Source organism: Cronobacter condimenti 1330 (assembly GCF_001277255.1).
Taxonomy (GTDB): domain Bacteria; phylum Pseudomonadota; class Gammaproteobacteria; order Enterobacterales; family Enterobacteriaceae; genus Cronobacter; species Cronobacter condimenti.
The window spans coordinates 1,076,284-1,102,406 of record NZ_CP012264.1 but is presented as its reverse complement, the minus strand read 5'-3'; the positions used below and the strand labels follow the sequence as shown (position 1 = coordinate 1,102,406).

Genomic DNA, 26,123 nt, shown 5'->3' with positions numbered 1-26,123 from the left:
CCGCAAAGGCGCATAACACAACCCGGAAACCGGCAGCAGGCGAAAGCCTAAGCGCTCACGTTATACTAGATGTACGACACAACGCCCGGCGCCGTTGCGGGCGAGGAGGAACAATGAAAATTACCGTGCTTGGATGCGGCGCTTTAGGCCAGCTCTGGATGAGCGCGCTGCATAAACAAGGTCACGAGGTGCAAGGGTGGCTACGTGTGCCGCATTCATCCTGCCACGTTAGTCTGGTGGAAACCGATGGCAGTACGTTTACCCATACTTTTATGGCCAACAGCGCTGAGTTTCTCACCGACAGCGAGCTATTGCTGGTGACGCTGAAAGCCTGGCAGGTTTCCGAAGCGGTAAGAGCGCTCGCCGCCCGGCTGCCCGCCGCAAGCCCGGTTTTGCTGTTACACAACGGTATGGGCACGCTGGATGAACTACGTTCCGTTGAACAGCCGATGCTGGCCGGCGTCACGACGCATGCGGCGCGGCGCGATGGCAACAACGTCATTCATGTCGCCTGTGGCACTACGCATATCGGCCCGGTAACACCGGATGCGCAAGATTACTCCCGGCTGGCCGCGCTGCTTCAGCAGGCCCTGCCGGATGTCGCGTGGCACGATAACGTTAACGCCTCGCGCTGGATCAAACTCGCGGCGAATTGCGTGATTAACCCGCTGACGGCGCTCTACAACTGCCCGAACGGCGCGTTGCGCGAACGGCCTGAAGAGGTGCGCGAGATCTGCTGCGAAGTGGCGCTGGTCATGGAACGCGAGGGGTATCATACGTCTCCTGACAGCCTGCTTTATTATATTGAGCAGGTGATTGAGAGCACCGCCGCCAACATCTCCTCGATGCTCCAGGATGTACGCCAGCAGCGTCACACCGAAATTGATTACATTACCGGTTATCTGCTGCGCCGCGCCCGGGCGCATGGCCTGTCGCTGCCGGTCAACAGCCGTCTTTATGAACAGATTAAACGCAAGGAGAATGAGTATGAGCGCATCGGCACTGGTATGCCTCGCACCTGGCACTGAAGAGACCGAAGCGGTCACGACAATAGACGTGCTGGTGCGCGCGGGGATCAGCGTCACCACGGCGAGCGTCGCAAGCGACGGTGATTTAACGATAGTCTGTTCACGCGGTGTCCGGCTGCTGGCGGACGCGCCGCTGGTTGAAGTGGCGGACGGCGAGTTTGACGTGATTGTCCTGCCAGGCGGTCTGCAAGGCGCCGAAGCGTTTCGCGACAGCCCGCTGCTGGTCGAAACCGTTCGCCAGTTTCATCTCTCGGGGCGGATTGTCGCGGCGATTTGCGCAGCGGCAGGCACCGTACTGGTGCCGCATGATCTTTTTCCTGTTGGCAATATGACCGGTTTCCCCGCGCTGAAAGCAACGATCCCAGACGATCAGTGGCAGGACAAACGCGTGGTATGGGATCCGCGCGTTAATCTGCTCACCAGTCAGGGACCGGGCACGGCGATGGATTTCGCGCTTAAGATTATTGATCTGCTGGTCGGCCGTGAAAAAGCGCATGAAGTTGCCGGACAACTGGTGCTGGCCGCGGGCATCTACAGCTATCGCGACTACTAAGCATTATCCCGCTAAGCCGCGCCCATAAAAAAATCCCCTCATGTGAGGGGATTTTTGTCGCTGCGGAACGCTTTACGTTACGGGCGATAAACTTTTACGTTTTTAAAGCCCTGCTCCAGCAGGTACAGCGCCTGCAGGCGGCTCATCACACCACGCTCGCACCACAACAGGTACGTTTTGCTCTGGTCAAGATCGCCAAACTTCGTGCTGAGCTTGTAGAACGGCAGCGACACCACGTCGACGCCCTCGATAACCAGCGGTTTATCATCCTGCTCATCGATAGATCGAATATCGAGGATCGCGTCGTTCGGGCCAAAACCGTTCACGGTTTCCACCTCAACGACTTGCTGCTCGGTCTGCTCGGCGATTTCACGGATATCCACGTTAGTGGCTTCCTCCACCACGCGATCGAGAATAGCGAAATCGAAATGGGCCTCTTCAGCCTCGATTTTCGCCTTCACCGCCTTCACGGTCGGGCTTTTGGAAATCACACCGCAATATTCCGGCATCGTGCGGGCAAAATCTTCGGTACCGATTTTACGGGCGATATCGATGATGTGCTCTTTGTCATAAGAGATAAGCGGGCGCAACACCAGCGTATCGGAGACATTATCGATAAGACGCAGGTTGGTCAGCGTCTGGCTGGACACCTGGCCCAGCGCTTCACCGGTAACCAGCGCCTGCACACCGTAGCGTTCCGCGACTTTAGAGGCCGCGCGAACCATCATACGCTTGAGCACAACCCCCATCTGACCGTCGTCGACTTTCTCAAGAATTTCGCCCACTACCGGCTCGAAATTGATGGCCACAAAGCGCACGCGGTGCGAGCTGCCAAAACGGCTCCAGAGATAGTGCGCGACCTGGCGTACGCCAATTTCATGCGCCGCGCCGCCGAGGTTAAAGAAGCAGTAATGTACGCGACAGCCGCGGCGCATCAGCATATAGCTGGACACGCCGGAGTCGAAGCCGCCAGAGATAAGCGACAGCACATCTTCCTGCGTGCCGATAGGGAAACCGCCGATGCCTTCATAGCGGCCTTTCACCAGCAGCAGGCGATCGTCTTCGATTTCCAGATTGACCGTGACGTCAGGCTGCTTAAGTTTTACGCGAGCAGACGCAATATGCTGATTTAACCCGCCGCCGACGTAGCGCTCCACTTCAATAGAGCTAAACTCATGTTGACCGCGTCGCTTAACGCGTACGCAGAACGTTTTCCCTTCGAGCTGCTCGCGCCAGTTAGCCAGCGCTTTTTCGAAAATGTCGTGCATATCCGTAAACGGCACGTCTTCCACCTCAAGGACATGGTGGATGCCGGGAATGCGGGTCAGTGCATCAAGCACGGTATCGTGCTGAGTTTCATCTTTAATACGCACCACGATGTGGTCCCAGTGGCGAACCACGGCAAGATTTTCATCGTAGTGTTTCAGTACGTTACGAATATTCCCGGTCAGTATTTTTATAAAGCGCAACCGCACGGACTGGCTTTTAATGGTGATTTCCGGGAATAATTTAATGATAAACTTCATGGTGGCTATGATTCGTTGGCAAGCCCACCGGGGCTTAGAAAATGGTACTGCAGGCAGCATCGCGTCTGCATCGTGAGCCCGGCAGTATATCACCATCGCGGTGTGACTGCGCCAATTACCAACCTACAAGGCGTTATTTGCTAATCTTTGCGTCTCCGCTACCATGCTGTGTCGCTGAAAATGACAGTTAACCCATAGAGTCAGACTTTTACTATGCCGAAGAAAAATGAACAGCCGGCCAGTTTCGAAACTGCCCTGTCGGAGCTTGAGCAAATCGTCAACCGTCTGGAAAGTGGCGACCTGCCGCTGGAAGAGGCGCTTAATGAATTTGAACGCGGCGTGCAGCTTGCGCGCCAGGGACAGGTAAAACTGCAACAGGCGGAACAGCGTGTTCAGATCCTGCTTTCGCAGAATGAAGATGCGCCTCTTACCCCCTTCACGCCGGACGCCGAGTAAACATGGATTTTAGTCAACAGCTTCAGTCGCAGGCTGAGCGGGCCAATGGCGCGTTACAGCATTTTATCGGCGGCCTGCCGTTTCAGAAGAGTCCACTGGTTGAGGCGATGCTCTACGGCACATTATTAGGCGGTAAACGCCTGCGGCCGTTTCTGGTGTACGCTACCGGCGAGATGTTTGGGGTCCATCCGACGGCGCTTGACGCCCCGGCGGCGGCCATTGAATGCATTCATGCTTATTCGCTCATGCATGACGATCTGCCTGCGATGGACGATGACGATCTGCGCCGCGGCCAGCCGACTTGTCATATCCGTTTTGGCGAAGCGAGTGCCATTCTTGCTGGCGATGCGCTGCAAACGCTGGCCTTTTCGATTCTGAGTGACGCGCCGATGGAAAACGTCGCGCTGCGCGACCGGCTCGCGATGGTTTCTGAGCTTGCCAAAGCCAGCGGTGTGGCGGGCATGTGTGGCGGTCAGGCGCTCGATCTTGAAGCCGAAGGCCAGCAGGTTAATCTCGAGGCGTTAGAGCGCATTCACCGTCACAAAACAGGCGCGCTAATCCGCGCTGCGGTGCGTATGGGTGCGCTGTGTGCGGGCGATAGAGGCCGCGAGGCGTTGCCTTACCTTGATAGCTATGCAGAAAGCATCGGTCTCGCCTTCCAGGTACAGGATGACATTCTGGATGTGGTGGGGGATACTGCAACCCTTGGTAAACGCCAGGGGGCCGATCAGCAACTTGGCAAAAGCACCTACCCCGCCCTGCTGGGTCTTGAACAAGCCCAGGCGAAAGCGCGCAGTTTGTGCGATGACGCTCTGGCGGCGCTGGCGCCGCTGAAAGCACAAGCGCTGGATACCGCGACACTGGAAGCGTTAGCGAATTTCATAATCCAACGTGATAAATAAACGTATAACACCACGATGAGTCTCTGATGAGTTTTGATACTGCCAAATACCCGACCCTGGCGCTGGTGGACTCCACAGCGGAGCTGCGCCTGTTGCCAAAAGAGAGTTTGCCGAAGCTGTGCGACGAACTGCGTCGTTACCTGCTCGACAGCGTGAGCCGCTCAAGCGGACACTTCGCCTCCGGGCTTGGCACGGTAGAGCTTACCGTGGCGTTGCATTACGTCTACAACACGCCGTTCGACCAGCTTATCTGGGACGTCGGTCATCAGGCATACCCGCATAAGATCCTGACCGGACGCCGTGACCGCATCGGCACGATTCGCCAGAAAGGCGGCCTGCACCCGTTCCCGTGGCGTGGCGAGAGCGAATATGACGTCCTGAGCGTCGGTCACTCGTCCACCTCCATCAGCGCAGGCATCGGCATCGCTGTCGCAGCGGCACGTGAGGAAAAAAACCGCCGCACCGTCTGCGTAATTGGCGACGGCGCGATTACTGCGGGCATGGCGTTTGAGGCGATGAACCACGCGGGCGATATTCGCCCGGATATGCTGGTCATCCTCAATGACAACGAAATGTCGATTTCTGAAAACGTCGGCGCGCTGAATAATCATCTGGCCCAACTGCTTTCCGGTAAGCTTTATTCAACGCTTCGCGAAGGCGGTAAACGCGTGTTCTCTAACGTGCCGCCTATCAAAGAGCTGCTCAAACGCACGGAAGAGCATATCAAAGGCATGGTTGTGCCGGGCACGTTGTTCGAAGAGCTGGGCTTTAACTATATCGGCCCGGTGGACGGCCACGACGTGCTGGGGCTTGTACATACGCTCAAGAATATGCGTGACCTGAAAGGCCCGCAGTTCCTGCACATCATGACCAAAAAAGGCCGTGGTTATGAGCCCGCCGAAAAAGATCCGATCACCTTCCACGCGGTGCCGAAATTCGACCCGGAAAGCGGCACGCTGCCGAAAAGCAGCGGCGGTCAGCCGAGCTACTCGAAAATTTTCGGCGACTGGCTGTGCGAAACCGCGGCCAAAGACGACAAGCTGATGGCTATCACGCCTGCCATGCGCGAAGGCTCTGGCATGGTGGAGTTCTCCCGCGAATATCCTGGGCAATATTTCGATGTCGCTATCGCCGAACAACACGCGGTCACCTTTGCGGCAGGCCTTGCGATTGGCGGCTATAAGCCGGTTGTGGCGATTTACTCTACGTTCCTACAGCGCGCCTACGACCAGGTGATTCATGACGTCGCCATTCAGAAACTGCCGGTACTGTTTGCTATCGACCGCGCAGGCATTGTCGGCGCAGACGGCCAGACGCACCAGGGCGCGTTCGATCTCTCTTATCTGCGCTGCATTCCGGATATGGTCATCATGACCCCGAGCGATGAAAACGAGTGCCGCCAGATGTTATTCACCGGTTATCACTACAACGACGGCCCGAGCGCCGTTCGTTATCCACGTGGTAACGCGCTCGGCGTGACGCTGGAGCCTCTGCAAAAACTGCCTGTCGGCAAAGGCGTGGTCAAGCGCCACGGCGAAAAAGTGGCGCTGCTCAACTTCGGTACGTTACTGCCGGAGGCGACACAGGCGGCAGAAGCGCTCAACGCCACGCTTGTGGATATGCGCTTTGTGAAACCGCTTGATGAAGCGCTAATCATGGAACTTGCCGAGCGCCATGAATCGCTGGTCACTATCGAAGAAAATGCCGTCATGGGCGGCGCGGGCAGCGGTGTGAATGAAGTGCTGATGGCGAAGCGTAAACCGGTGCCGGTGCTGAACCTGGGCCTGCCGGATCACTTTATCCCGCAGGGCACGCAGGACGAAGCCCGCGCTGAGATTGGCCTCACTGCCGCCGGGATCGAACAGCGCGTTCGCGACTGGCTCGCCTGATCCCTGCTTCGTTTCCGCTCCTGCTATGCTTAGAGGTAACCTTTGTGACCCTAAAGCAGGAGCGGAACCATGCAATACAAGCAATTAGGAAAAACCGACCTTCAGGTTTCCCGTCTGTGCCTGGGCTGTATGACGTTTGGCGAGCCGGACCACGGTAACCACGCCTGGACACTCCCCGAAGAAAGCAGCCGCCTTATCATCAAACACGCTCTCGACGGCGGCATTAACTTTTTCGACACCGCCAACAGCTACTCCGACGGCAGCAGCGAAGAGATTGTGGGCCGTGCGCTACGCGATTTCGCACGCCGTGAAGATGTGGTGGTTGCCACTAAGGTGTATCACCAGGTCGGCGATTTGCCGCAGGGGCTTTCCCGTCCGCAGATCCTGCGTTCCATTGACGACAGCCTGCGCCGTCTTGGCATGGACTATGTCGATTTGCTGCAAATCCACCGCTGGGATTACGACACGCCGATTGAAGAGACGCTGGAGGCGTTAAACGACGTGGTGAAAGCGGGCAAAGCGCGCTATATCGGCGCGTCGTCCATGCATCCGCATCAGTTTGAACAGGCACTGACGCTGCAAAAAGAGCACGGCTGGGCACCATTTGTCACCATGCAAAACCACTACAACCTGATTTATCGCGAAGAAGAGCAAGAGATGTTGCCGCTATGCTACCGCGAAGGCGTGGCGGTGATCCCCTGGAGCCCGCTGGCGCGTGGTCGCCTGACACGTCCGTGGGGCGAAACCACGGCCCGTCTGGTCTCTGATGAGTTTGGCAAAACGCTCTATAGCGAAACCGAAGAAAATGACGCGAAAATCGCGGAACGCCTGGCCTATATCGCCAAAGACAAAGGCGTGAGCCGCGCGCAAGTCGCGCTCGCCTGGCTCCTGAGCAAACCTGGCGTTGTGGCCCCCATTATCGGCGCGTCGCGCGAGGAGCAGTTGCAGGAGTTGATTGAAGCGGTTGAGGTCACGCTCACCAGCGAAGAGATGGCTGAGCTGGAGACGCCTTACAAACCCCATCCGGTGGTTGGGTTTAAATAAACATTCACAAAAAAGCCCTCTTGCAGAGGGCTTTTTTATTAAATCAGGCCAACAGGCCAGTGATGACCAATCCAGTAGAGGATACCCGCTGAGATAATCCCCGCCACGATATCATCCACCATAATTCCCATGCCGCCATGGACGTTACGGTCAAACCAGCGAATAGGCCAAGGCTTCCACATATCGAAGATACGAAAGATAACAAACCCGGCCGCTACCCATTGCCAGTCGTGCGTGGGCAACGCCATCAGCGTTATCCACATGCCGATAAACTCATCCCAGACAATGCTGCCGTGATCGTGCACGCCCATATCTTTCGCAGTCTGGTGACAGAGGTAGACGCCAAGGCTGATGCCGAACATCACCACCAGCGAGTAAAGCTGCCAGGGCAGAAACGTCATCAGATACCAGAACGGGATCGCGGCAAGCGAGCCCATGGTGCCCGGCACCCACGGGCTTAAACCGCTACCAAACCCTGTGGCGAGCAAATGCCACGGATTGCGTAAATTCAGTCGACTTTTGGCGACATCCTTATTAAACGTGCGTTTCGAAGTGGTCATATCCTTTCCAGTCGAGCGTTACCGGCTCGCCATCGCGTAAAAATACCATCCCTTCTGCGGCGGTGGTCAACTGGCCAATGCAGGTCACAGGTACGCCGAGATGGTTTACCGCCACTTCCAGCGCGCCACGGTTCAATTCAGACACCGTAAAGCAGAGTTCGTAATCCTCGCCGCCCGATAGCGCCCAGCGCAGCATCTGCTCCGGCGTTGCGTTACGGATAAGCGCAGCGGAGTATGGCAGATCGCTAAGCTCAATCCGCGCGCCGCAGTCGCTCGCCTTCAGGATGTGCCCGAGATCGGAAATCAACCCATCGGAGAGATCGATAGCGGCGCTTGCCAGCCCGCGCAGCGCCTGGCCATGCAGCACACGCGGCGTGGGGCGCAGATGGCGCTTCACCAGGTATTCGGCGTCGCTGTCATTTTCAACGGTAAACTGCTTTTGCAAAATCGCGAGACCTGCGGCGCTGTCGCCCGGCGTGCCGGTGATATAGACCCAGTCGCCAGGACGCGCGCCCGAGCGTTTCAGCGCTCGCCCTGTCGGAACGAACCCGTGAATGCCGAGCGTCATAGAAAGCGGGCCACGCGTGGTATCGCCGCCGATAAGCTGCATATCGTAGTAGTTGAGTTGTTCAAACAGGCTGTCGCTAAAAGCTTCGAGCCACGGCTCGTTGACATCCGGCAGGGTCAGCGCCAGCGTCAGCCACGCCGGATCGGCGCCCATGGCCGCCAGATCGCTCACATTCACCGCCAGCGCTTTGTAGCCGAGATCGCGTGGATCGATATCCGGTAAAAAGTGGATGCCTGACACCAGTGTATCGGTGCTGATCGCCAGGGTTTGCTTCTCCGGCACGGTCAACAGCGCGCAGTCGTCGCCGATGCCAGTCTCGACATCAAGACGAGAGCTTCTGACCCGATCGAAATAACGTGCAATCAGGGAAAACTCGCCGCATGACATAGGGTTACGCCTCAACAGAAGAGAAGAAGAAAAGGCCGGAAATCCGGCCTCAGACAGCAGACGAAGAAAAGCAGGTTTCTTCGTGTTGATGACCATAGTAGACAATCGCCAGCTTTTCACCCGCCTGAAGCACAGAACGGTAAAAGAAAACGAGCGCCAGGTCTCCGGCCTGCCGATGGCAGGCGGATTTTACTTTTTGTGGGGACGGATATGCGGCGCAGCTTTATCAAGCACGCCATTGACGAACTTGTGGCTGTCTTCAGCGCCAAAAACTTTCGCCAGCTCAATCGCTTCATTGATAGCCACTTTGTACGGCACATCGTCGCGTTTTGAGAGTTCGAACAACGCGATGCGCAGCACCGCTTTCTCGACCTGGCCCAGCTCTTCGAGCTGACGGGACAGGTACGGCTTCATCAGGCCGTCGAGGTAGCCGCTGTTGGTCGCCACCCCGGAGAGCAGTTCGCGGAAATACATCACGTCCACATCTTTGACATCCTGTTCCGCCAGGAACTGGTATTCAACATCGGCGATGTCGTTATGGGACAATTGCCAGGAGTAAAGCGCCTGAACGGCACACTCACGGGCGCGGCGACGAGCAGCAGGTTTCACGGAATTCCCCTTACAAAAAAATCAGGCCTGGATAGCCTTCAGGACATTAATCATTTCAAGCGCGGTCAGCGCTGCTTCAGCGCCCTTGTTACCGGCTTTGGTGCCAGCGCGTTCGATGGCTTGTTCAATACTTTCAGTGGTGAGTACGCCAAAAGCTACCGGGATTTCGCTGTTCTGGGCCACGTGGGCCAGACCGTTGCTGGCGCCGCCGGCAACATATTCGAAATGCGCGGTGCCACCGCGAATCACCGTACCGAGCGCGATCACCGTGTCATATTTTGCGGTTTTCGCCAGCGCCTGAGCCGCCAGCGGCAGCTCGTAAGCGCCTGGCACCCATACGACGGTGATGTTTTCATCTTTTACCTGACCAATACGTTTCAGGGCGTCGATCGCGCCTTCCAGCAGGCTGTCATTGATGAAGTTGTTGAAACGCGCAATGGCGATGGCGACGCGAGCGTCCGGGGCAGCAACGGTAGCTTCAATAATGTTCATACTCTTACCTTAGGGTTATGTAGCCCCCGCAGGGGGGCGGATTTTATCATACTCTTTCGCGCACTGCTTACGTTTTACGTCCCACTCTCAGGCGAGCGTCAGGCGCAGGCGCAAATCGGGGCCGACCTGAACGACGTCGCGAAATTCCAGGCGCGGCGCGTCGGCCAGATGGGCTAGTTCAGGCAGCGCGAAAAGCCCGCGGGCTTCACTGCCGAGCAGTTTCGGGGCCATATACACAATCAGTTCATCCACCAGCCCTGCCTGAAGCAACGCGCCGGCAAGATGCGGGCCTGCTTCAACCCAAATGCTGTTCACCTGGCGTTTGCCCAGTTGCATCATTAGCAGAACCAGATCGAGCTTGCCGTTATGCACAGGCGTCGGCAGTTGTTCCACGCCTTGTGGCCAGACGGTGTCATCAGGGCAAGCGCGGGCAAGCCACGTCTCGCCGGGCTGATTAGTTATCTTGTGCGCGGGCGTCACCTGGTTCTGACGATCAAGTACGATACGCAGCGGCTGGCGCAGATTTTCATGCGGATACTGCGCCTGCGTGGTCTCATCAAGTTCGTCCCATCGCACGGTCATTGACGGGTCGTCGGCCAGCACCGTGGCACTGGTAGTGAGGATAGCATGGCTTTCAGCACGCAGACGCTGCACGTCCTGGCGGGCCTGCGGAGAAGTTATCCACTGGCTTTCGCCGTTCGCCATCGCGGTGCGCCCGTCAAGCGATGCGCCAAGTTTCAGCTGGATAAACGGAAAACCGGTGCGCATACGTTTGAGAAAGCCTTTGTTCAGCGCTTCGGCCTCACTCATCATCAGGCCGTGGCTGACCTCAATCCCCGCTTGCTGTAAACGGTATAAGCCGCGCCCCGCCACCTGCGGGTTCGGGTCCTGCATCGCCGCGACCACACGTGTGACACCAGCGTTAATTAGCGCGTCGCAGCACGGCGGTGTCCGCCCGTGGTGGCTACACGGTTCAAGCGTGACATACGCTGTTGCGCCCCGCGCCTTGTCGCCCGCCATGCGTAGCGCATGGACTTCGGCATGCGGTTCGCCTGCACGGTAGTGAAACCCTTCGCCGACAATCGTGCCGTCTTTGACAATAACGCAGCCCACACGCGGGTTCGGATGCGTGGTAAAGCGCCCCTGGCTCGCGAGCGTGAGCGCGCGGGCCATGTAAAATTCATCGGACATCAGTTAATCCTGTAAGCGGGCGATCTCTTCGCCGAATTCGCGGATATCTTCGAAGCTGCGATACACCGAGGCGAAACGGATATAGGCGACTTTATCGAGCTTTTTAAGCTGTTCCATCACCAGATTGCCGATAAGTTTACTCGGCACTTCGCGCTCACCGGTGGCGCGCAGGTGGGATTTGATGTGATTAATGGCCATTTCTACATCGTCAGAACTGACCGGGCGTTTTTCAAGGGCTTTCTGCATGCCGCTGCGCAGTTTGTCTTCGTTGAAAGGTTCGCGCACGTCGTTGCTTTTCACCACGCGCGGCATGACCAGCTCCGCAACTTCAAATGTAGTGAAACGCTCATGGCACACCAGGCACTGGCGGCGACGGCGCACCGAGGATCCTTCGCCCACCAGGCGGGAATCGATCACTTTCGTGTCAACGGCGAAACAGAACGGGCAATGCATAGCGCTTCCTGACTGAAAAAGTTAACTGAACAATAGTTTACCCTGAACTGGCGGGACTACAAAGACGCAACCTTTTTGAGACAAAGGCGCTATACCAAACGGGGCGGCGACAACTACCATTACCACACCTTCACGTTTTCAGGAAAAGCGAATCATGACAATACGTTATCTGAAATGGGCGATCGCGGGCAGCGCGCTGGCTTTAAGCGCCTGCGCCCCGCAAAGCGAAGTGCGTCAGATGCACCAGAACGTCAGCACGCTAAATCATGAGATGACGAAGCTTAAACAGGAGACGGTTAAAATCACGCAGCAAAATGCGCTGAATGTGAAATCGAAAAGCGGCGTTTATCTGCTGCCGGGTTCAAATACCCCTGCCCGTCTAAACAGTCAGCTCGGAATGCTGAAGATGTCGCTACGCAACGTGAGTGCTGACGCTAACGGCACGCAAGCGACACTGTTTATCCAGAGTGAATCAAACGAGCCGTTACCTGCATTTACCGGCACTGTCGAATGGGGCCAGTTGCAGGGGACGACGGAAAATTATCAGGAAGTCAACGTACAGAATCAGCCTTTCAGCGCTCCTGCCAGTACGCTGGCCCCGAGCGACGTTTCTGTACCGCTGACGCTCACTGGTATTACGCCCGATCAACTGGGTTTTATCCGCATACATGATATCCAGCCGCTGATTGCAGACGACGCCATCGTAGCGCCGTAACTTGCCCCCTGGCGGCGCATGGTTTGTTACATTCGCGCCGCTGCATTTTCTTGCTTTTTCACTCTGCCAGATTCTGCCTTTTCCCACCTTATAAACGCAAAAATGGCCTCGTGATGGTTGGCTTAGTTCCCTTATGCCGCTAGAATCCGCTTTCCGATGTACGCAAACGTGAACGCAATCGATTACGTACGTGACAAGAATGTGAAACGCCACATATTTTTGTGAGGCCGGATACTTATAATAGGCAACACAAATTGTGCAGTGGCGGTTAGCCGTCGCAGGCGAAAGCTTTACTCCACCCAGAAATGGGGATTTCCTTAAAACAGTGGCTCTATTATGAAAAAAATTGTTTTAGCTGCCGGTGCAGCCCTGGCGCTCTCCACCTCTTTCACTGCCAGCGCGGCAGAAACCAGCAATAGTGAGTTTGTTTCCGACTGGTGGCACCAGAGCGTCAACGTGGTGGGTAGTTACCACACTCGCTTCGGACCGACCATCCGTAACGATACCTATCTGGAATATGAAGCTTTCGCGAAAAAAGACTGGTTTGATTTCTATGGCTACCTGGATGCGCCGGTCTTCTTTGGCGGCAACACCGATGCTAAAGGGATCTGGAACCACGGTTCCCCGCTGTTTATGGAGATCGAACCGCGCTTCTCTATTGATAAGCTGACCGGCACCAGCCTGGCGTTCGGCCCGTTCAAAGAGTGGTATTTCGCCAACAACTATATCTACGATATGGGGCGCAACGCTTCTGGCCGCCAGAGCACCTGGTATATGGGCCTCGGTACCGATATCGACACCGGTCTGCCGATGAGCCTCTCCCTGAACGTCTACGCTAAATACCAGTGGCAGAACTACAATGCCGAGAACCAGAACGAGTGGGATGGCTACCGCTTTAAGGTGAAATACTTCGTGCCGATTACCCAGCTGTGGGGCGGTAACCTGAGCTATATCGGCTTTACCAACTTTGACTGGGGTTCAGATCTCGGCGATAAAGGCGGTTACGCGCTCAATGGCGTTAAAACACGCACCAACGATTCTATCGCGTCCAGCCATATTCTTGCGCTGAATTACGATCACTGGCACTACTCTGTGGTTGCGCGTTACTGGCACAACGGCGGCCAGTGGAATGACGATGCGCAACTGGCCTTCACCAACTACAACACCCGCTCTACCGGTTGGGGTGGTTATCTGGTAGTTGGTTACAACTTCTAAGCCTGACGCCTCAATGAAAAAGCCAGCCTCTGCTGGCTTTTTTTATGGGCGCGATTTGCAGCAAGGCACGTGCCCATACTTACCGCCGTGACGGCCTTCGGCATCACCGCATCGTGATTAATAACCCCTTTCGACAGCGAAAAAAAACCGCAGGCCAGGCCTGCGGTTTTTAAAGGTCATTCGCGCTTTACCATTACGGCAGAAGTGACGGCTGATCCGCCCCCTCTTTTTCCACCTTCTGTTGCAGAAGATGTTCACGCTTCATACCAAGCTTCAGAGCCAGCGCGGAGGCGACGTAAATCGACGACACCGTACCAATAGCCACACCGATAAGCATGGTGAGTGAGAAGCCCTGCAGCATCGCGCCACCGAACAGATAAAGCATCAGAATCACGATCAGCGTGGTGCCAGAGGTGATTAACGTCCTCTTCAGCGTCTGGGTCAGCGACACGTTAAAGATTTCGTAAGGCGTTCCGCGACGGATCTTGCGGAAGTTTTCACGAATACGGTCAGATACCACAATGCTGTCGTTCAGCGAGTAACCAATGACCGACATCAGCGAGGCGATGATGGTCAGGTCAACCTCTATCTGGAATAGCGACAGTACGCCCATAGTAATAATAACGTCGTGCGCCAACGCGATAACCACACCGGCCGCCAGACGCCACTCAAAGCGAAATCCGACGTAAATCAGAATGGAGATCAGCGCCACCAGCAGCGCCATCGCGCCCGCCTGAGCGAGATCCGCGCCGACGCTCGGACCAACAAATTCAATGCGTTTTACCGCCGCGTTCTGGCTGGTAGCCTCGTTAATGACGCTCAGCACTTTATTACCAAGAGTCTGTCCGCCGGTTTCGCCCTGCGCAGGCGGCATGCGTACCATGATGTCGCGGCTGCTGCCAAAGTTTTGCAGCAGCGGCTCTTCAAAGCCCGCCTTTTCCAGCGATTCGCGCATTAAATCCAGGTCAGCTGGTTTTTCCAGGGCAATTTCGATAACCGTACCGCCGGTAAAATCGAGACCCCAGTTAAAGCCACGCACGCCCATCACCACGATAGAAACCACCAGCAGCAGGCCAGAAATGGCGAATGCCCAGTAGTCCCAGCGCATAAAGTCATGAACTTTACGGCCGTGGTTTAATTGTTCAACAGTATATTCCTGTGCCACAACGCACTCCTCAGATAGACAGCTTGTTGATGCGTTTGCCGCCGTACAACAGGTTTACAATGGCACGGGTACCGACAATAGCGGTGAACATGGAGGTCGCCACGCCGATACCGGTCGTGATAGCAAACCCTTTAATCGCGCCGGTCCCCACTGCGTACAGGATGATGACCTTAATCAGCGTCGTAATGTTGGCATCGAAAATGGAGCTGAACGCCCCGCGATAGCCTTCATCAATTGCCTGCTGCACGGAACGGCCATTGCTGAGCTCTTCTTTAATACGTTCATTAATCAGCACGTTCGCATCCACCGCGACCGCAAGGGTTAATACAATCCCCGCAATCCCCGGCATGGTCAACGTAGCGCCCGGCAGTAACGACATAATGCCGACAATCAGCACCAGGTTTGCCAGCAGGGCGGTCGTGGCGATAAGACCGAACTTTTTATAGAACAGGATCATGAAGAGAATGGAGACCGCAAGGCCCGCCAGACACGCTTCCAGACCCTGGGTGATGTTCTGCATCCCAAGCGTTGGGCCGATCGTGCGTTCTTCAACAATCTGAATCGGCGCAATCAGCGCACCTGCGCGCAGCAGCAGCGAGAGCTGGCGTGCTTCGTTCGCGTTGTCGATACCCGTGATAACGAAGTTCTGACCAAGTCGCGCCTGGATTGTCGCGACGTTAATGACTTCTTCTTCTTTCACCAGAATGCTGCGACCGTTCGCATCTTTCTTACCGCTGTCTTTATATTCAACAAAGAGCGTCGCCATAGGCTTATGGAGATTATCTTTGGTGAAATTGGACATGATGCTACCGCCCGAGCTGTCGAGCGAAATATTCACCTGCGGCATGTTGTACTGGTCAACACCGGACGTGGAATCGGTAATGTGATCGCCCGTCAGAATCACGCGTTTGTACAGCACAACCGGCTGACCTTCACGCGTCATCTTCACTTCAGAGTCGCCAGGAATACGTCCGGCAGCCGCAGCGGCGCGATCGACATTGCTATTGACCAGACGGAATTCCAGCGTCGCCGTCGCACCCAGAATTTCTTTCGCACGCGCGGTATCCTGAATACCGGGCAGCTCAACCACGATGCGGTCAGCCCCCTGACGTTGTACCAACGGCTCAGCTACACCCAGCTGATTTACGCGGTTACGCAGGATATTGATGTTCTGCTGAACGGCATATTCGCGCGCTTCGCGCAGACGTTCATCAGACATTACCGCACGCAGGCTATTGTCGCCCTGTGCAGAGATAACCATATCGCGGTGACGGGAAGTCAGGTAAGCAACCGCCGCATCACGGGTGTCGCTGTCGCGGAACTGAATCGTCAGACCGTAATTATCGGCCTTACGTACGCTCGTCCAGTTCAGGCCTTTTTCGCGCAAATCGCTGCGCAGGCCGTCCATATTTTGTTCCTGGAGTTTGCCAAGCGCGGTGTCCATATCGACTTCCATCAGGAAGTGAACACCACCGCGCAGGTCAAGACCCAGTTTCATGGGTTCGGCAGAAATAGTAGTAAGCCAGCGTGGGGTGGCAGGCGCGAGGTTAAGCGCGACGACGAACTGATCGCCCATCGTGCTCATCAGCGCTTCGCGAGCGCGCAGCTGAGTATCGGTGGAGTCAAAGCGCGCGAGAATAGCGCCCTCTTCCAGAGCCACAGATTTCGCGGAAATTTTTTCTTTTTGTAACGTATTCTGGACCTGGATCAGCGTCTGCTCACTGGCGGCGACGCCGCGCGCGCCAGTGATTTGAACAGCCGGATCCTCACCATACAGGTTGGGAAGTGCATAAAGCAGGCCGACGATAAGCACGGCGACCAGCATGAGGTACTTCCACAAAGGATAACGGTTTAACACGGCAGTTCCCTTTGGGAAAAAATGGATTACAGCGCCTTCATGGTGCCTTTCGGCAGGACGGCTGCGACGAAGTCACGCTTGATAACCACTTCAGTGGTGTCGTTCAGGGCGATAGCAATGTAGCCGTTTTCCGCTACTTTGGTCACGCGGCCAACCAGACCACCATTAGTCAGCACTTCATCGCCTTTCGCGATGGAGCTCATCAGGTTTTTATGCTCTTTGGTGCGCTTCTGCTGCGGACGCAGGATCATGAAGTAGAAGATCAGACCAAAAACTACCAGCATCAGAACCAGTGACAACGGGCTGCTTTGCCCCGGAGCACCTGCCGCCGCTACCGCATCAGAAATAAAAAAGCTCATTCAAAGTCCCTCATTATTAAATTAATCAACGTTCAACGGTGGCACCGGCCGCCCCTGACGTTGGTAGAAATCCGCGACGAAGTGCTCTAATTTACCCTCTTCGATAGCCTTGCGTAAACCAGCCATTAAGCGCTGATAGTGACGAAGGTTATGAATGGTATTGAGCCGCGCGCCCAGTATTTCGTTGCAACGATCAAGATGATGCAAGTAGGCGCGTGAATAATTGCGACAGGTATAGCAATCACACTCAGAATCCAGCGGCGCCGTATCGCTTTTGTACTTCGCGTTGCGGATTTTCACCACGCCTTCGGTGACGAAAAGATGGCCGTTGCGGGCGTTACGTGTCGGCATAACGCAGTCGAACATATCGATGCCGCGACGCACACCTTCGACCAGATCTTCCGGCTTGCCCACGCCCATCAGGTATCGCGGTTTGTCTGCCGGGATCTGCGGGCAGACATGTTCCAGAATGCGGTGCATATCTTCCTTCGGCTCGCCGACAGCCAGGCCGCCGACAGCGTAGCCATCAAAGCCTATCTCTACCAGACCTTTAACCGAGATATCGCGTAAATCTTCGTAAACACTGCCCTGAATAATCCCGAACAGCGCGTTTTTATTACCGAGGCTATCAAAGCGGTCGCGGCTACGCTTCGCCCAGCGCAGAGACATTTCCATTGAGCGCTTTGCATAATCCCAGTCTGCCGGGTACGGCGTGCATTCGTCGAAGATCATGACAATGTCAGAACCGAGATCGAACTGGATCTCCATCGATTTTTCCGGATCGAGGAAAATCGGATCGCCGTTGATCGGATTGCGGAAATGCACGCCCTGCTCGGTGATTTTACGAATATCACCGAGGCTGAAGACCTGGAAGCCGCCGGAATCGGTCAGGATCGGGCCTTTCCACTGCATAAAATCGTGCAGGTCGCCGTGCAGCTTCATGATTTCCTGGCCAGGACGCAGCCAGAGATGGAAGGTATTGCCGAGGATAATCTGCGCGCCGGTGGCTTCCACTTCTTCCGGCGTCATGCCTTTTACGGTGCCATAGGTGCCAACAGGCATAAACGCGGGGGTTTCCACCACGCCACGATCAAATACCAGGCGGCCGCGACGCGCGCGGCCATCGGTCGTATCAAGTTCAAATTTCACGTTTTTCTCCACATCAGAGAGACAGTCTGATGATTAATGTTACAGAGTGAAGGACGCCCCTCACTCCGGCCCTCTCCACTCATGGAGAGAGAAAATATCGGTGTTGCGCTCGGGCCTAAAGCGCAAATTACGCGCCCGGACGCTCATGAATGGCCTGCGGATTGTACGTGATATACATCGCATCGCCGTAACTAAAAAAACGATACTCCGCTTTCACCGCTTCGCGGTAGGCGTTCATGGTGTGCTTGTAACCTGCGAACGCGGATACCAGCATAATGAGCGTCGATTCCGGCAGGTGGAAGTTCGTCACCAGCGCGTCGATCACTTTGTACTGATAGCCCGGATAGATAAAAATCTGGGTGTCACCGAAAAACGGCGCAATCAGCGCATCTTTCGCCGCCTGAGCTGCGCTTTCCAGCGAGCGCACCGACGTAGTGCCAACAGCCACCACTTTATTGCCGCGCGCTTTTGCTGCGCTCACCGCGTCGACCACTTCCTGCGGCACTTCCGCGTATTCGGAGTGCATCACATGATCTTCAATGCTCTCGGCGCGCACCGGCTGGAACGTGCCTGCGCCGACGTGCAGCGTAACAAACGCCATCTCAATACCTTTCGCGCGCAGGCGCTCAAGCAGCGGCTCGTCAAAGTGCAGGCCCGCAGTCGGTGCGGCGACGGCACCAGGTTTCTGGCTGTAAACGGTCTGATAAAGCTCGCGGTCAGATTCTTCATCCGGACGTTCAATATACGGCGGCAGCGGCATATGGCCGATGCTGTTGAGAATATCCAGCACCGGACGCTCATCATTGAACTGCACTTCAAACAGCGCGTCGTGGCGCGCAGTCATCGTCGCGTTTACGCTTTCATCATCGCCTAACAGCAGTTCCGCCCCCGGTTTCGGGGCCTTAGAAGCACGGATATGGGCCAACACGCGATGGTCGTCTAACATACGCTCTACCAGTACTTCTATCTTGCCGCCGCTCGCCTTGCGGCCAAACAGGCGCGCCGGGATCACGCGGGTATTGTTAAAGACCAGCAGGTCGCCGGGGTTGAGCTTATCGAGCAAATCGGTGAAAGTGCCGTGCGTGAGATTTCCCGTCGGCCCGTCGAGCGACAGCAGGCGACACGCGCTGCGCTGGGCTTGCGGATAATGAGCTATCAAGGATTCGGGTAGTTCAAAGGAGAAATCGGTCAAACGCATGGCTGGAACTCTGACATAAAAAACAGGCGGCTAGTCTAGTGCCGGGGCGCGCTCCCTGCAACTGATTAGCCGCTTTATCTCTCTTACTGGAAAGGATCGTTATGAATTTTCTCGCCCATCTTCATCTCGCGCATCTTGCGCGCAGTTCGCTGCCTGGCAACCTGATGGCGGACTTTGTGCGTGGCAAACCGGACGAGGTCTATCCGGCAGATGTCGTGGCGGGAATTTACATGCACCGGCGTGTGGATGTGCTCACCGATAACCTGCCTGAAGTGCGCGAGGCGCGCGAGTGGTTTCGCCCGGAAACCCGCCGCGTGGCGCCGGTCACGCTGGATGTCATGTGGGATCACTTTCTCTCGCGCCACTGGGCGCAAATTTCGCCCGACCTGCCGCTGGCGCAGTTTTTGGCGCACGCGCACGCGTTGATCCTGCCCACGCTGCCTGACGCGCCGGAGCGCTTTGTAAATCTCAACGAGGTTCTCTGGCGCGAACGCTGGATGGAGCGCTACCGCGAGATGACGTTTATCGCCCGCGTGCTTAACGGCATGGCGACCCGCCGTCCGAAACTTGCGGCCCTGCGCGACTCCTGGGAGGATCTGGATACCCATTACGCCGCGCTGGAGCGCCAGTTCTGGCGCTTTTATCCACAGATGATGGAGCGCGCGCGTCAGCAGACGCTCTGATTATTGTGCCTTTTCGCTGCGAATCTCGCGCCACAGTCGCCAGGCGAGCAACATCAGCCCGGCAGCGCCCGCCACCAACACGGCCCAGATAAGCCAGGTATAAAACTGATTACGCTGCACGCCAGCATCCTTCGCAGTGAGCCGCGCCTCGCCGCCCAGCGCTACCATTTTCACCGCTTGTGCGTAAGGCAACGTCTCCAGATTGCGTTGCCCCGGCACCAGCGTATTTATCGCCAGCGCCTGCGGTGCCGCTGCGCCGTTGCCCCAGGCGAGCAGGAACGGCCCGCTTCCCTGGGCGTTAAACACCAGCGTTTTTTCGTCACGTTCGCCCGTCACTTCCGGAAACACTTCGCCGATACGCTGATTGATGGCCCGCACCCGCAGCGCAGAGATCAGTTCTCCTTGCAGCGCCAGCGTCACCGCCGGGCGGTCCGGCAGGCGATAAAGCACCGTACGGACGAGGGGTTTCCACGCCATGTTTTCACCGCTGCGGTACTCAATTTCCACCGGCACAACGGCGTTTTCCTTCGAGGGGCGCAGCGTCAGCGCATCGAAGGGCTGTGGGCGTGGCCAGTGATATACCGCCGAGTTATCTGATTCTCTTTCCGCCAGTGCCGTTAGCGACATACGCAGCGGCTGCGGGTGTGGCGCCTGCCACTGTCCGGTCGCTGCCGTAAAATCAAGCGGCGCACTGGCGTTTTTCACCACTATCAGCAGATATTTCGCGCCAGAGAGCATCAAACCGTCGCGGAAATCGACCTTATCCTGCAGGAGCCGCTGGTCGCCGGACGTTAAATCCATCAGCGGCGCGTCGGTTATCTCTGTCTGCCAGTCGCGCATCGTCTCGCTGCTGAATACATCAATACGCGCCTGCCAGCCGTGAGCCTGCGCGGGCCATGCCAGACGCAACTGCGTCAGCGCTCGCGCCTCGTTACCCTCGCCGAGCGGAATAAGCCAACTGTCGCTGAGCGTCGCCTCAGGCGGGTTTTCCATGCGGATCTGCACGCCGGACGGCGAGGTCAACAGCACCGCAGGTTGGCTGTTGGCGCTGTCAGGCTTGAGCGGCTGCGCGTTAAGCTTATATACCGTTAACGGCGCACGTTGCGGCGCAGGCGCAGGCGGCGTGGTGGTTTCCAGCGCGAAAGGCAGGCTTGCGCCCTGCGAGTTAAACACGCGAAGGTCGCGCAGATCCGGCCAGGCGCTCTCCTCATACACCATTGCTGGCAGCGGCAGTCGATACCAGGGCGACGCCCCTTCGACGGCCAGCTCCGCGCCGCGTGCATAGTCCTGCGGGCTTTCGGCTCGCGAAGAGCCTTCCGTTGCCGTGCATGTGGCGGCCAGCGCCCAGATGGCGGCAACCCAGATTCGTTTCATCCTGCCTCTCCCTGACGAACATTGCCCGGCTGCGCCGCTTTCGGCGGCAGCGGAGAAAAATAACCCACAATCAACACCAGCACTGCAACGCCGATAAACGCGACCGCGCGTGCAAGCCCGCCGCCGCCCGCGCTGTCTACCAACATGAGCTTCACGATCACCACGCCCAGCAGACCCGCGCCACAGAACCAGGCCTGACGCGCGCCTTTACGGGTCGCACTCACCATCACCAGCAATGCCAGCAGCATCCAGAGCAGCGCAAAGGTCGTCTGCACCAGGCGGGACGTCCACAGCGCATCAGTCTGCCAGGGAATATCGCCCGCCCAGGCCAGCGTACGCAGCACCAGCCCGTTGCCCCACCAGAAAAGCAGCGCAAACCAGGCAAGCGGCGCCCACGGCTGCACCTGTTGCAAACGCGATGCCCAGAAACGTATGAGCAGTCGCCACCAGACCAGCAGCGCCATCAGGCCGAAGCCCGCGCCAAGTTCCAGCGGGTTAATAAGCGGAAGGTATGGCCAGTGAATCGCGACACCGTCCATCAGGTTGTCCACAAGCAACAACAGCCCCAGCACTGGTGCAACTGGTGCCAGACCCGGCCCGCCGTAAAGCGCAGGCCACTGCGCACAAGGCCACCATCCGCGCCGGATGGCCTGATTCACCACCAGCACAATAATCGCGCTGACGGCGAGGATAATCCCTGCCTGCCACGCTTCGCTGCCCCATGGCAGGCTGTCGGTAAACCACCAGGTTTCCATACCCGTGGCCAACAGCAGCATCCAGAATAGCGTCAAATGCAGCCCTTGCTGCAGACGCGCCGGCAGCGTTGCGCCATCGCGGTGCAGCAGCCACAGCGCGCAAGGCAGCGCGAGGCACCAGACGAGGCTGTGCCAGCCCGCCAGCACCAGCGCGCCGTCAATCACAAGGTGATAAAGCAGCATCAGCGCCATGCCCGGCCACAGCAGCCAGACCGTAAAACCGAGATCCGGCCATGCCGTTTTGCGCGCGAGGCTGCGCCAGAGCATGACGGAGAGCGTCAGCAGAGCGAGCACACAGGCGAATCCCACAGAAATATCAAATGTTATCCAGCGCGCCGCCTGCATCAACGCGATAAGCCAGAACGCGACGCCGCCACCAAGGTGTATCCGGCTCAACAACGGCTGCGGCCCACGCCACAGGAAACCACCCGCCAGCCAGCAGAGCGCCAGCACCGCACTGATAAACGCCGCATTCAGCAATGCGATGCCGTCAAGCCAGGCGTAAACGGCGCTGACCGCCGCCAGCACCAACAATGCGCTGCCGCTGTAGCTCATACGCCGCTGGGCCTGCTGCATGCCAAACCACAACAATCCCAGCCCTTCGAGCGCCCAGGCGAGCGCCGTCCAGCGAGCGGACAACGCCAGCGGAATGGCAAGCGTAACAAACGCGCCGCCAAGCGCCAGCCCGCCCATCGCCAGTATCCGCCCTTGATGCGGGTAGCGGCGCAACGCAACGCGGGCCAGCAGCAGATAAACCAGCCCGAAACCCAGCGCCGAAAACGCCGGGCCATAGGTCCAGTGGCGGGTTATCACATACTGCATTGCGAACCCAACCAGCGGCGGAACAAACAGCAGCACGCCATCGACGATTTTTTTCTGCTGCTGCGAGCGCAGCGACAGCGCCACGCAGACGACGCCAAAAAGCACAATATTGGCTATCAAAAATAGCTGGCAGCTCAGCCACTCGTCCGGATGATAGCCGCTCATACCCCACAGCCCCGCCACGCCGAAGGTAAAGAGCAGCCCCAGCAGGTTCAGTTCGCGCCAGTGCTGCCAGACGCTCACCGCAGCGATGCCCACCGACAGCAACAGGTAGAACGAAAAGAGGGCAATGTGGTTGCCGCTACCGGTGGAAAGCAGCAGCGGCGCGAGATAACCGCCGAGGCTCGCGAGCATCGCGAGGCTCAGCGCGCGTTGCAGTACGGCCAGGGCGACGCTTGCGGCGCACACGGTAAGCATCAACACAAACGCGAGCGGCATCGGTAACATCTGCCAGAGCCGGAACGCGCCGAAAATAGTGATATAGAGCGCGCCCACCGCGCCGCCCTGCAAAATGAGCGCATACAGCGGCGCTTTGCGGCGCAGCCGCCAGCCGACCGCCAGCAGCACAAGCCCTGCCACGCCTGCACCTGCAACGCGCAACTCAAGCGGCAGCATGTCGCGCTCGACGCTGTAGCGCAAAAGGAAGGAGAGCCCTAAAAAGAGCAGGATCACGCCGATCTTGGCGAGCGGATTGCCCTGCATAAACCAGCGCACGAGGCTTGTCAGCATTCCGCCTGCCGCGGCATCGCCACGTTCAGGTTTCTGACGGCGCGGCGCTGAAGCGCGATGGGTCTCACCGGGCGTGTTGCGCACCGCCTGAGACCAGACCCGTGGCGTGTCGATCGCGGCTTTCGGCGCTGCCTCAGGCACAGCTTCTGGCGTTACTGCGGCGGCAGAACGCGCTATCGGTGCAGGCGCTTCAACAGATGCAGGCGATTCGACGAAAGCCGCGACAGGCATGGCGGGCGCGTCCGCCAGCCGCGTTTCAAGCATCGCAATCCGCTCGCGCAGGCGCTGCAGTTCGGTTTCGTTACGCGCGCTACGCCTGAACGCCATGATAGCCAGCACCGGCACCACGACCACGCAAAAGAGGGCAATCAGAGCAGCAAAAACAAAAATCTCATCCATTGATTTCAGACCCTGCGGCAGAAGTGCGGCTACTTTCCCATATCTGGATGAAAAGCGGTATTCCTTTACCGCGTTTCGCCGCGCTTATCTTGCGCGCCAGATTGCCGCCGCACCGGCCGGGAGGCGCAGCGTCTGTGCCTCAAACTCGCCGCTGCCCTCTTCACGTCCCCAGGTTTTTCCGGCAAACAGCGGTGAGAACGGCAGCGTCACGTCGCAGGTCGCGCCGCGGTTCAGCGCCACGAGCACCCGTTCCTGCTGGTAAACACGCATAAATACAATGACGTCACTCTGCGCGTAGATAACCTCGCAACCGCCGGACCGTAGCGCCCGGCTGCGGTGGCGCAGGCGAGCGAGACGCTGATAGAGCGCCAGCAGTTCGCTATCCTGATGCGCCTTGTCCCACGGGAACGGCTGTCGGCAGAACGGATCGTTACCGCCTTCTACGCCCACTTCATCGCCATAAAAAATGCACGGCACACCGGGCCAGCAGAAAAGCCACACTGCCGCGGCCCGCAGGCGCGCCGGGTCTCCTTTCACCAGCGTTTTAAAGCGCGCGGTATCGTGACTGTCGAGCTGATTAAACATCCGCAACTGCTGCTGATGTGAGAGCGCGGCGCGGTACTCTTCCATCCACGCGGCGCACTCGGCCGCGTCGAGCTGCTGCGGCTCAAGCCCCTGATCTACGCCTGCGAGAAAACTCCACAGCGGCGTGGTAAAGCCGCGATAGTTCATCGCCGCGTCTTCCGCATCATTTTGCAGCCACTGGCGGGCGTCTCCGAAATGCTCGCCAAACACAAAGGCTTGCGGATTGACCGCTTTGGCCGCGCGCGTGATCCCTTCAACGTGGCGCAGGTTCGCTTTCGCCCCGCCGCGCTCGCCCAGCATATGCACCACATCAAGCCGCCAGCCGTCGATACTCCACGGCGCTTTCAGCCAGTGCTTCACGACGCTCTCTTCGCCCGCGTATATTTCCTCCACCACGCCGGGCTCGGCGAAATCCAGCTTCGGCAGGCTCTCATAACCGAGCCAGCAGAACGCGTGACCGTCCCCGGTGAAGCTGTACCAGCGGCGTGTGGGAGAATCCGGGTGATGGCAGGCGCCGCTCTGCGTGTTTTGCTGACGATCGAACCACGGATGCGTGTCGCCGGTATGGTTAAAAACGCCATCCAGGACCAGGCGCATATTGCGCGCGCGTGTTTTTTCACGCAGGCGCAGCAGCGCATCATCACCGCCAAATTGCGGGTCGACGTGGCGGTAATCGGCGGTGTCATATTTGTGCACGCTCGGTGCACAAAAGATGGGGTTAAGGTAAAGCGCCGTCACGCCCAGTTTTTCCAGATAAGGCAGCTTCTCGCAGATGCCGTCGAGATCGCCGCCGTAAAACGTCGACGACCCTGCTTCCTGGCTCACTGGCTCGTGCCAGTCGCGCAAAATGATATCGCGCCCCTGATCGTGATGATAATAAACGGTGTCCTGCGCTGCGCCCCTGGGCTCGCTACGGGCAAACCGGTCAGGGAAAATCTGGTAGAAAATCTGCTCCTGCACCCAGTCCGGACCATCATCTGGCGTATCCACCGCAAAGAGCGCGAGGCGAGCGGGCGGAAAGGCGCTCAGGCCCAGCGGGCTGAACCACTGCTGGCTCTCTTTCCAGAGCAATTTGAAACAGTAGCGGCGGCGCGGCTGGCCGTCGCCGAGTGGAATGCTCGCCTGCCACGCGCTGACCTCCGGATGCGGCGCGGTTGACAGGCGCTTCATGGTAAACGGCGTTTCTTCGTTGTCGCGCTCATAGCGCAGCACAACGTTTTCCGGCAGCGCGTCGCCTTTCAGCCAGAGCGTAATGAGTAGCGATTCCCCCTGCTGGCGGATAAAGGGCGCGACGGGGAGATGCCAGGCATTCAACATACACTTTGATCCTTAATTGACAGAAAACAGGGCGATCTTTTCACACGGGCAACCGCGCGCCTTCCTCATTCTGGATTTTATTGGGGGAGGAGACGGGAGGCGGAGAATCTTTGGTGAGCGTAGAGCGAAAACAACATCCCCG

Annotated in this window: 24 protein-coding genes; 9 read left to right on the top strand and 15 right to left on the bottom strand. The window is 57.6% G+C overall.

Annotated features, from left to right (window positions below; all coding sequences use genetic code 11):
- Positions 1-113 precede the first annotated feature (113 nt).
- On the top strand, positions 114-1,028 hold the full coding sequence (gene panE / locus AFK62_RS05055; protein WP_007673866.1) for a 2-dehydropantoate 2-reductase: 915 nt from the start codon (positions 114-116) through the stop codon (positions 1,026-1,028).
- Positions 988-1,581, top strand: coding sequence for a protein deglycase YajL (gene yajL / locus AFK62_RS05050; RefSeq protein ID WP_007673869.1), 594 nt, complete (start codon positions 988-990; stop codon positions 1,579-1,581). The genes panE and yajL overlap by 41 nt, the downstream gene beginning before the upstream one ends.
- A gap of 77 nt (positions 1,582-1,658) precedes the next feature.
- Here the strand turns inward: yajL and thiI are convergent, their stop codons facing one another.
- Complete coding sequence (thiI, locus tag AFK62_RS05045; RefSeq protein WP_007673879.1) at positions 1,659-3,107, bottom strand: tRNA uracil 4-sulfurtransferase ThiI; 1,449 nt, start codon at positions 3,105-3,107, stop codon at positions 1,659-1,661.
- A 213-nt stretch (positions 3,108-3,320) separates the two neighbouring features.
- Between thiI and xseB the strand changes: the two genes are divergently transcribed.
- The 4 genes from xseB (at position 3,321) to AFK62_RS05025 (ending at position 7,398) form a co-directional block, all read left to right on the top strand.
- Complete coding sequence (gene xseB / locus AFK62_RS05040; RefSeq protein ID WP_007673882.1) at positions 3,321-3,563, top strand: exodeoxyribonuclease VII small subunit; 243 nt, start codon at positions 3,321-3,323, stop codon at positions 3,561-3,563.
- 2 nt (positions 3,564-3,565) lie between these two features.
- Entirely contained in the window at positions 3,566-4,465 is a 900-nt protein-coding gene (gene ispA / locus AFK62_RS05035) for a (2E,6E)-farnesyl diphosphate synthase (RefSeq protein ID WP_007673884.1), read from the top strand.
- A 26-nt stretch (positions 4,466-4,491) separates the two neighbouring features.
- A complete protein-coding gene (dxs, locus tag AFK62_RS05030) occupies positions 4,492-6,354 on the top strand; it encodes a 1-deoxy-D-xylulose-5-phosphate synthase (RefSeq protein WP_053531746.1) in 1,863 nt (620 codons plus the stop codon).
- Positions 6,355-6,423: 69 nt separating this feature from the next.
- The gene (locus tag AFK62_RS05025) at positions 6,424-7,398 is read left to right on the top strand and encodes an aldo/keto reductase (RefSeq protein WP_007673888.1); all 975 of its coding nucleotides are present in this window, start codon (positions 6,424-6,426) and stop codon (positions 7,396-7,398) included.
- Positions 7,399-7,436: 38 nt separating this feature from the next.
- Here the strand turns inward: AFK62_RS05025 and pgpA are convergent, their stop codons facing one another.
- The 6 genes from pgpA to nrdR form a co-directional block, all read right to left on the bottom strand.
- Positions 7,437-7,958: a phosphatidylglycerophosphatase A gene (gene pgpA / locus AFK62_RS05020; RefSeq protein WP_007673890.1), complete on the bottom strand. Its 522-nt coding sequence runs from the start codon at positions 7,956-7,958 to the stop codon at positions 7,437-7,439.
- Positions 7,933-8,913 (bottom strand): thiamine-phosphate kinase, encoded by a 981-nt coding sequence (gene thiL / locus AFK62_RS05015; RefSeq protein WP_032984461.1) that lies wholly within the window; start codon positions 8,911-8,913, stop codon positions 7,933-7,935. Before thiL ends, pgpA begins: the two co-directional genes overlap by 26 nt.
- Positions 8,914-9,102: 189 nt before the next feature.
- Positions 9,103-9,522: a transcription antitermination factor NusB gene (nusB, locus tag AFK62_RS05010; protein ID WP_007673894.1), complete on the bottom strand. Its 420-nt coding sequence runs from the start codon at positions 9,520-9,522 to the stop codon at positions 9,103-9,105.
- Between the two features lie 21 nt (positions 9,523-9,543).
- Complete coding sequence (gene ribH / locus AFK62_RS05005; protein WP_007673897.1) at positions 9,544-10,014, bottom strand: 6,7-dimethyl-8-ribityllumazine synthase; 471 nt, start codon at positions 10,012-10,014, stop codon at positions 9,544-9,546.
- Between the two features lie 87 nt (positions 10,015-10,101).
- Positions 10,102-11,205 carry a bifunctional diaminohydroxyphosphoribosylaminopyrimidine deaminase/5-amino-6-(5-phosphoribosylamino)uracil reductase RibD gene (gene ribD, locus AFK62_RS05000; RefSeq protein ID WP_007673900.1) on the bottom strand — a complete coding sequence of 368 codons (1,104 nt, stop codon included), beginning with the start codon at positions 11,203-11,205 and terminating at the stop codon, positions 10,102-10,104.
- A 3-nt stretch (positions 11,206-11,208) separates the two neighbouring features.
- Entirely contained in the window at positions 11,209-11,658 is a 450-nt protein-coding gene (gene nrdR / locus AFK62_RS04995; protein WP_007673903.1) for a transcriptional regulator NrdR, read from the bottom strand.
- 154 nt (positions 11,659-11,812) lie between these two features.
- Here nrdR and AFK62_RS04990 point away from each other — a divergent pair, with 154 nt between their 5' ends.
- Positions 11,813-12,373 carry a SadB/YajI family lipoprotein gene (locus tag AFK62_RS04990; protein WP_007673905.1) on the top strand — a complete coding sequence of 187 codons (561 nt, stop codon included), beginning with the start codon at positions 11,813-11,815 and terminating at the stop codon, positions 12,371-12,373.
- A gap of 336 nt (positions 12,374-12,709) precedes the next feature.
- The gene (locus AFK62_RS04985) at positions 12,710-13,588 is read left to right on the top strand and encodes a nucleoside-specific channel-forming protein Tsx (RefSeq protein WP_007673906.1); all 879 of its coding nucleotides are present in this window, start codon (positions 12,710-12,712) and stop codon (positions 13,586-13,588) included.
- Positions 13,589-13,781: 193 nt separating this feature from the next.
- On the opposite strand, the gene secF is transcribed toward AFK62_RS04985, so the two are convergent.
- From secF to queA, 5 genes are all read right to left on the bottom strand, one after another.
- A complete protein-coding gene (gene secF / locus AFK62_RS04980; RefSeq protein ID WP_007673912.1) occupies positions 13,782-14,753 on the bottom strand; it encodes a protein translocase subunit SecF in 972 nt (323 codons plus the stop codon).
- 10 nt (positions 14,754-14,763) lie between these two features.
- On the bottom strand, positions 14,764-16,611 hold the full coding sequence (secD, locus tag AFK62_RS04975; RefSeq protein WP_071884285.1) for a protein translocase subunit SecD: 1,848 nt from the start codon (positions 16,609-16,611) through the stop codon (positions 14,764-14,766).
- 26 nt (positions 16,612-16,637) lie between these two features.
- Positions 16,638-16,970 carry a preprotein translocase subunit YajC gene (yajC, locus tag AFK62_RS04970; protein ID WP_007673917.1) on the bottom strand — a complete coding sequence of 111 codons (333 nt, stop codon included), beginning with the start codon at positions 16,968-16,970 and terminating at the stop codon, positions 16,638-16,640.
- Positions 16,971-16,991: 21 nt separating this feature from the next.
- Positions 16,992-18,119 carry a tRNA guanosine(34) transglycosylase Tgt gene (tgt, locus tag AFK62_RS04965; protein ID WP_053531745.1) on the bottom strand — a complete coding sequence of 376 codons (1,128 nt, stop codon included), beginning with the start codon at positions 18,117-18,119 and terminating at the stop codon, positions 16,992-16,994.
- Between the two features lie 127 nt (positions 18,120-18,246).
- Positions 18,247-19,317 carry a tRNA preQ1(34) S-adenosylmethionine ribosyltransferase-isomerase QueA gene (gene queA / locus AFK62_RS04960; protein ID WP_007679951.1) on the bottom strand — a complete coding sequence of 357 codons (1,071 nt, stop codon included), beginning with the start codon at positions 19,315-19,317 and terminating at the stop codon, positions 18,247-18,249.
- 101 nt (positions 19,318-19,418) lie between these two features.
- Between queA and acpH the strand changes: the two genes are divergently transcribed.
- Complete coding sequence (gene acpH / locus AFK62_RS04955; protein ID WP_053531744.1) at positions 19,419-20,000, top strand: ACP phosphodiesterase; 582 nt, start codon at positions 19,419-19,421, stop codon at positions 19,998-20,000.
- Here the strand turns inward: acpH and AFK62_RS04950 are convergent, their stop codons facing one another.
- From AFK62_RS04950 to malZ, 3 genes are all read right to left on the bottom strand, one after another.
- On the bottom strand, positions 20,001-21,374 hold the full coding sequence (locus tag AFK62_RS04950) for a DUF3999 family protein (protein WP_007679957.1): 1,374 nt from the start codon (positions 21,372-21,374) through the stop codon (positions 20,001-20,003).
- Positions 21,371-24,079, bottom strand: a complete 2,709-nt coding sequence (locus tag AFK62_RS04945) for a DUF2339 domain-containing protein (RefSeq protein ID WP_007679960.1) — start codon at positions 24,077-24,079, stop codon at positions 21,371-21,373. The genes AFK62_RS04950 and AFK62_RS04945 overlap by 4 nt, the downstream gene beginning before the upstream one ends.
- Positions 24,080-24,163: 84 nt before the next feature.
- On the bottom strand, positions 24,164-25,981 hold the full coding sequence (malZ, locus tag AFK62_RS04940) for a maltodextrin glucosidase (RefSeq protein WP_007679963.1): 1,818 nt from the start codon (positions 25,979-25,981) through the stop codon (positions 24,164-24,166).
- Positions 25,982-26,123 lie beyond the last annotated feature (142 nt).

What these genes read in the sequence shown, in the direction of transcription:
- AFK62_RS05025 (WP_007673888.1), top strand. Translation starts at nt 6,424, where the DNA reads ATGCAATACAAGCAATTAGGAAAAACCGACCTTCAGGTTTCCCGTCTG.
- dxs (WP_053531746.1), top strand. Translation starts at nt 4,492, where the DNA reads ATGAGTTTTGATACTGCCAAATACCCGACCCTGGCGCTGGTGGACTCC.
- ribH (WP_007673897.1), bottom strand. Translation starts at nt 10,014, where the DNA reads ATGAACATTATTGAAGCTACCGTTGCTGCCCCGGACGCTCGCGTCGCC.
- AFK62_RS04990 (WP_007673905.1), top strand. Translation starts at nt 11,813, where the DNA reads ATGACAATACGTTATCTGAAATGGGCGATCGCGGGCAGCGCGCTGGCT.
- thiL (WP_032984461.1), bottom strand. Translation starts at nt 8,913, where the DNA reads ATGTCATGCGGCGAGTTTTCCCTGATTGCACGTTATTTCGATCGGGTC.
- ispA (WP_007673884.1), top strand. Translation starts at nt 3,566, where the DNA reads ATGGATTTTAGTCAACAGCTTCAGTCGCAGGCTGAGCGGGCCAATGGC.
- malZ (WP_007679963.1), bottom strand. Translation starts at nt 25,981, where the DNA reads ATGTTGAATGCCTGGCATCTCCCCGTCGCGCCCTTTATCCGCCAGCAG.
- AFK62_RS04945 (WP_007679960.1), bottom strand. Translation starts at nt 24,079, where the DNA reads ATGGATGAGATTTTTGTTTTTGCTGCTCTGATTGCCCTCTTTTGCGTG.
- AFK62_RS04985 (WP_007673906.1), top strand. Translation starts at nt 12,710, where the DNA reads ATGAAAAAAATTGTTTTAGCTGCCGGTGCAGCCCTGGCGCTCTCCACC.
- pgpA (WP_007673890.1), bottom strand. Translation starts at nt 7,958, where the DNA reads ATGACCACTTCGAAACGCACGTTTAATAAGGATGTCGCCAAAAGTCGA.
- panE (WP_007673866.1), top strand. Translation starts at nt 114, where the DNA reads ATGAAAATTACCGTGCTTGGATGCGGCGCTTTAGGCCAGCTCTGGATG.
- AFK62_RS04950 (WP_007679957.1), bottom strand. Translation starts at nt 21,374, where the DNA reads ATGAAACGAATCTGGGTTGCCGCCATCTGGGCGCTGGCCGCCACATGC.
- acpH (WP_053531744.1), top strand. Translation starts at nt 19,419, where the DNA reads ATGAATTTTCTCGCCCATCTTCATCTCGCGCATCTTGCGCGCAGTTCG.
- nrdR (WP_007673903.1), bottom strand. Translation starts at nt 11,658, where the DNA reads ATGCATTGCCCGTTCTGTTTCGCCGTTGACACGAAAGTGATCGATTCC.
- thiI (WP_007673879.1), bottom strand. Translation starts at nt 3,107, where the DNA reads ATGAAGTTTATCATTAAATTATTCCCGGAAATCACCATTAAAAGCCAG.
- yajC (WP_007673917.1), bottom strand. Translation starts at nt 16,970, where the DNA reads ATGAGCTTTTTTATTTCTGATGCGGTAGCGGCGGCAGGTGCTCCGGGG.
- yajL (WP_007673869.1), top strand. Translation starts at nt 988, where the DNA reads ATGAGCGCATCGGCACTGGTATGCCTCGCACCTGGCACTGAAGAGACC.
- queA (WP_007679951.1), bottom strand. Translation starts at nt 19,317, where the DNA reads ATGCGTTTGACCGATTTCTCCTTTGAACTACCCGAATCCTTGATAGCT.
- xseB (WP_007673882.1), top strand. Translation starts at nt 3,321, where the DNA reads ATGCCGAAGAAAAATGAACAGCCGGCCAGTTTCGAAACTGCCCTGTCG.
- ribD (WP_007673900.1), bottom strand. Translation starts at nt 11,205, where the DNA reads ATGTCCGATGAATTTTACATGGCCCGCGCGCTCACGCTCGCGAGCCAG.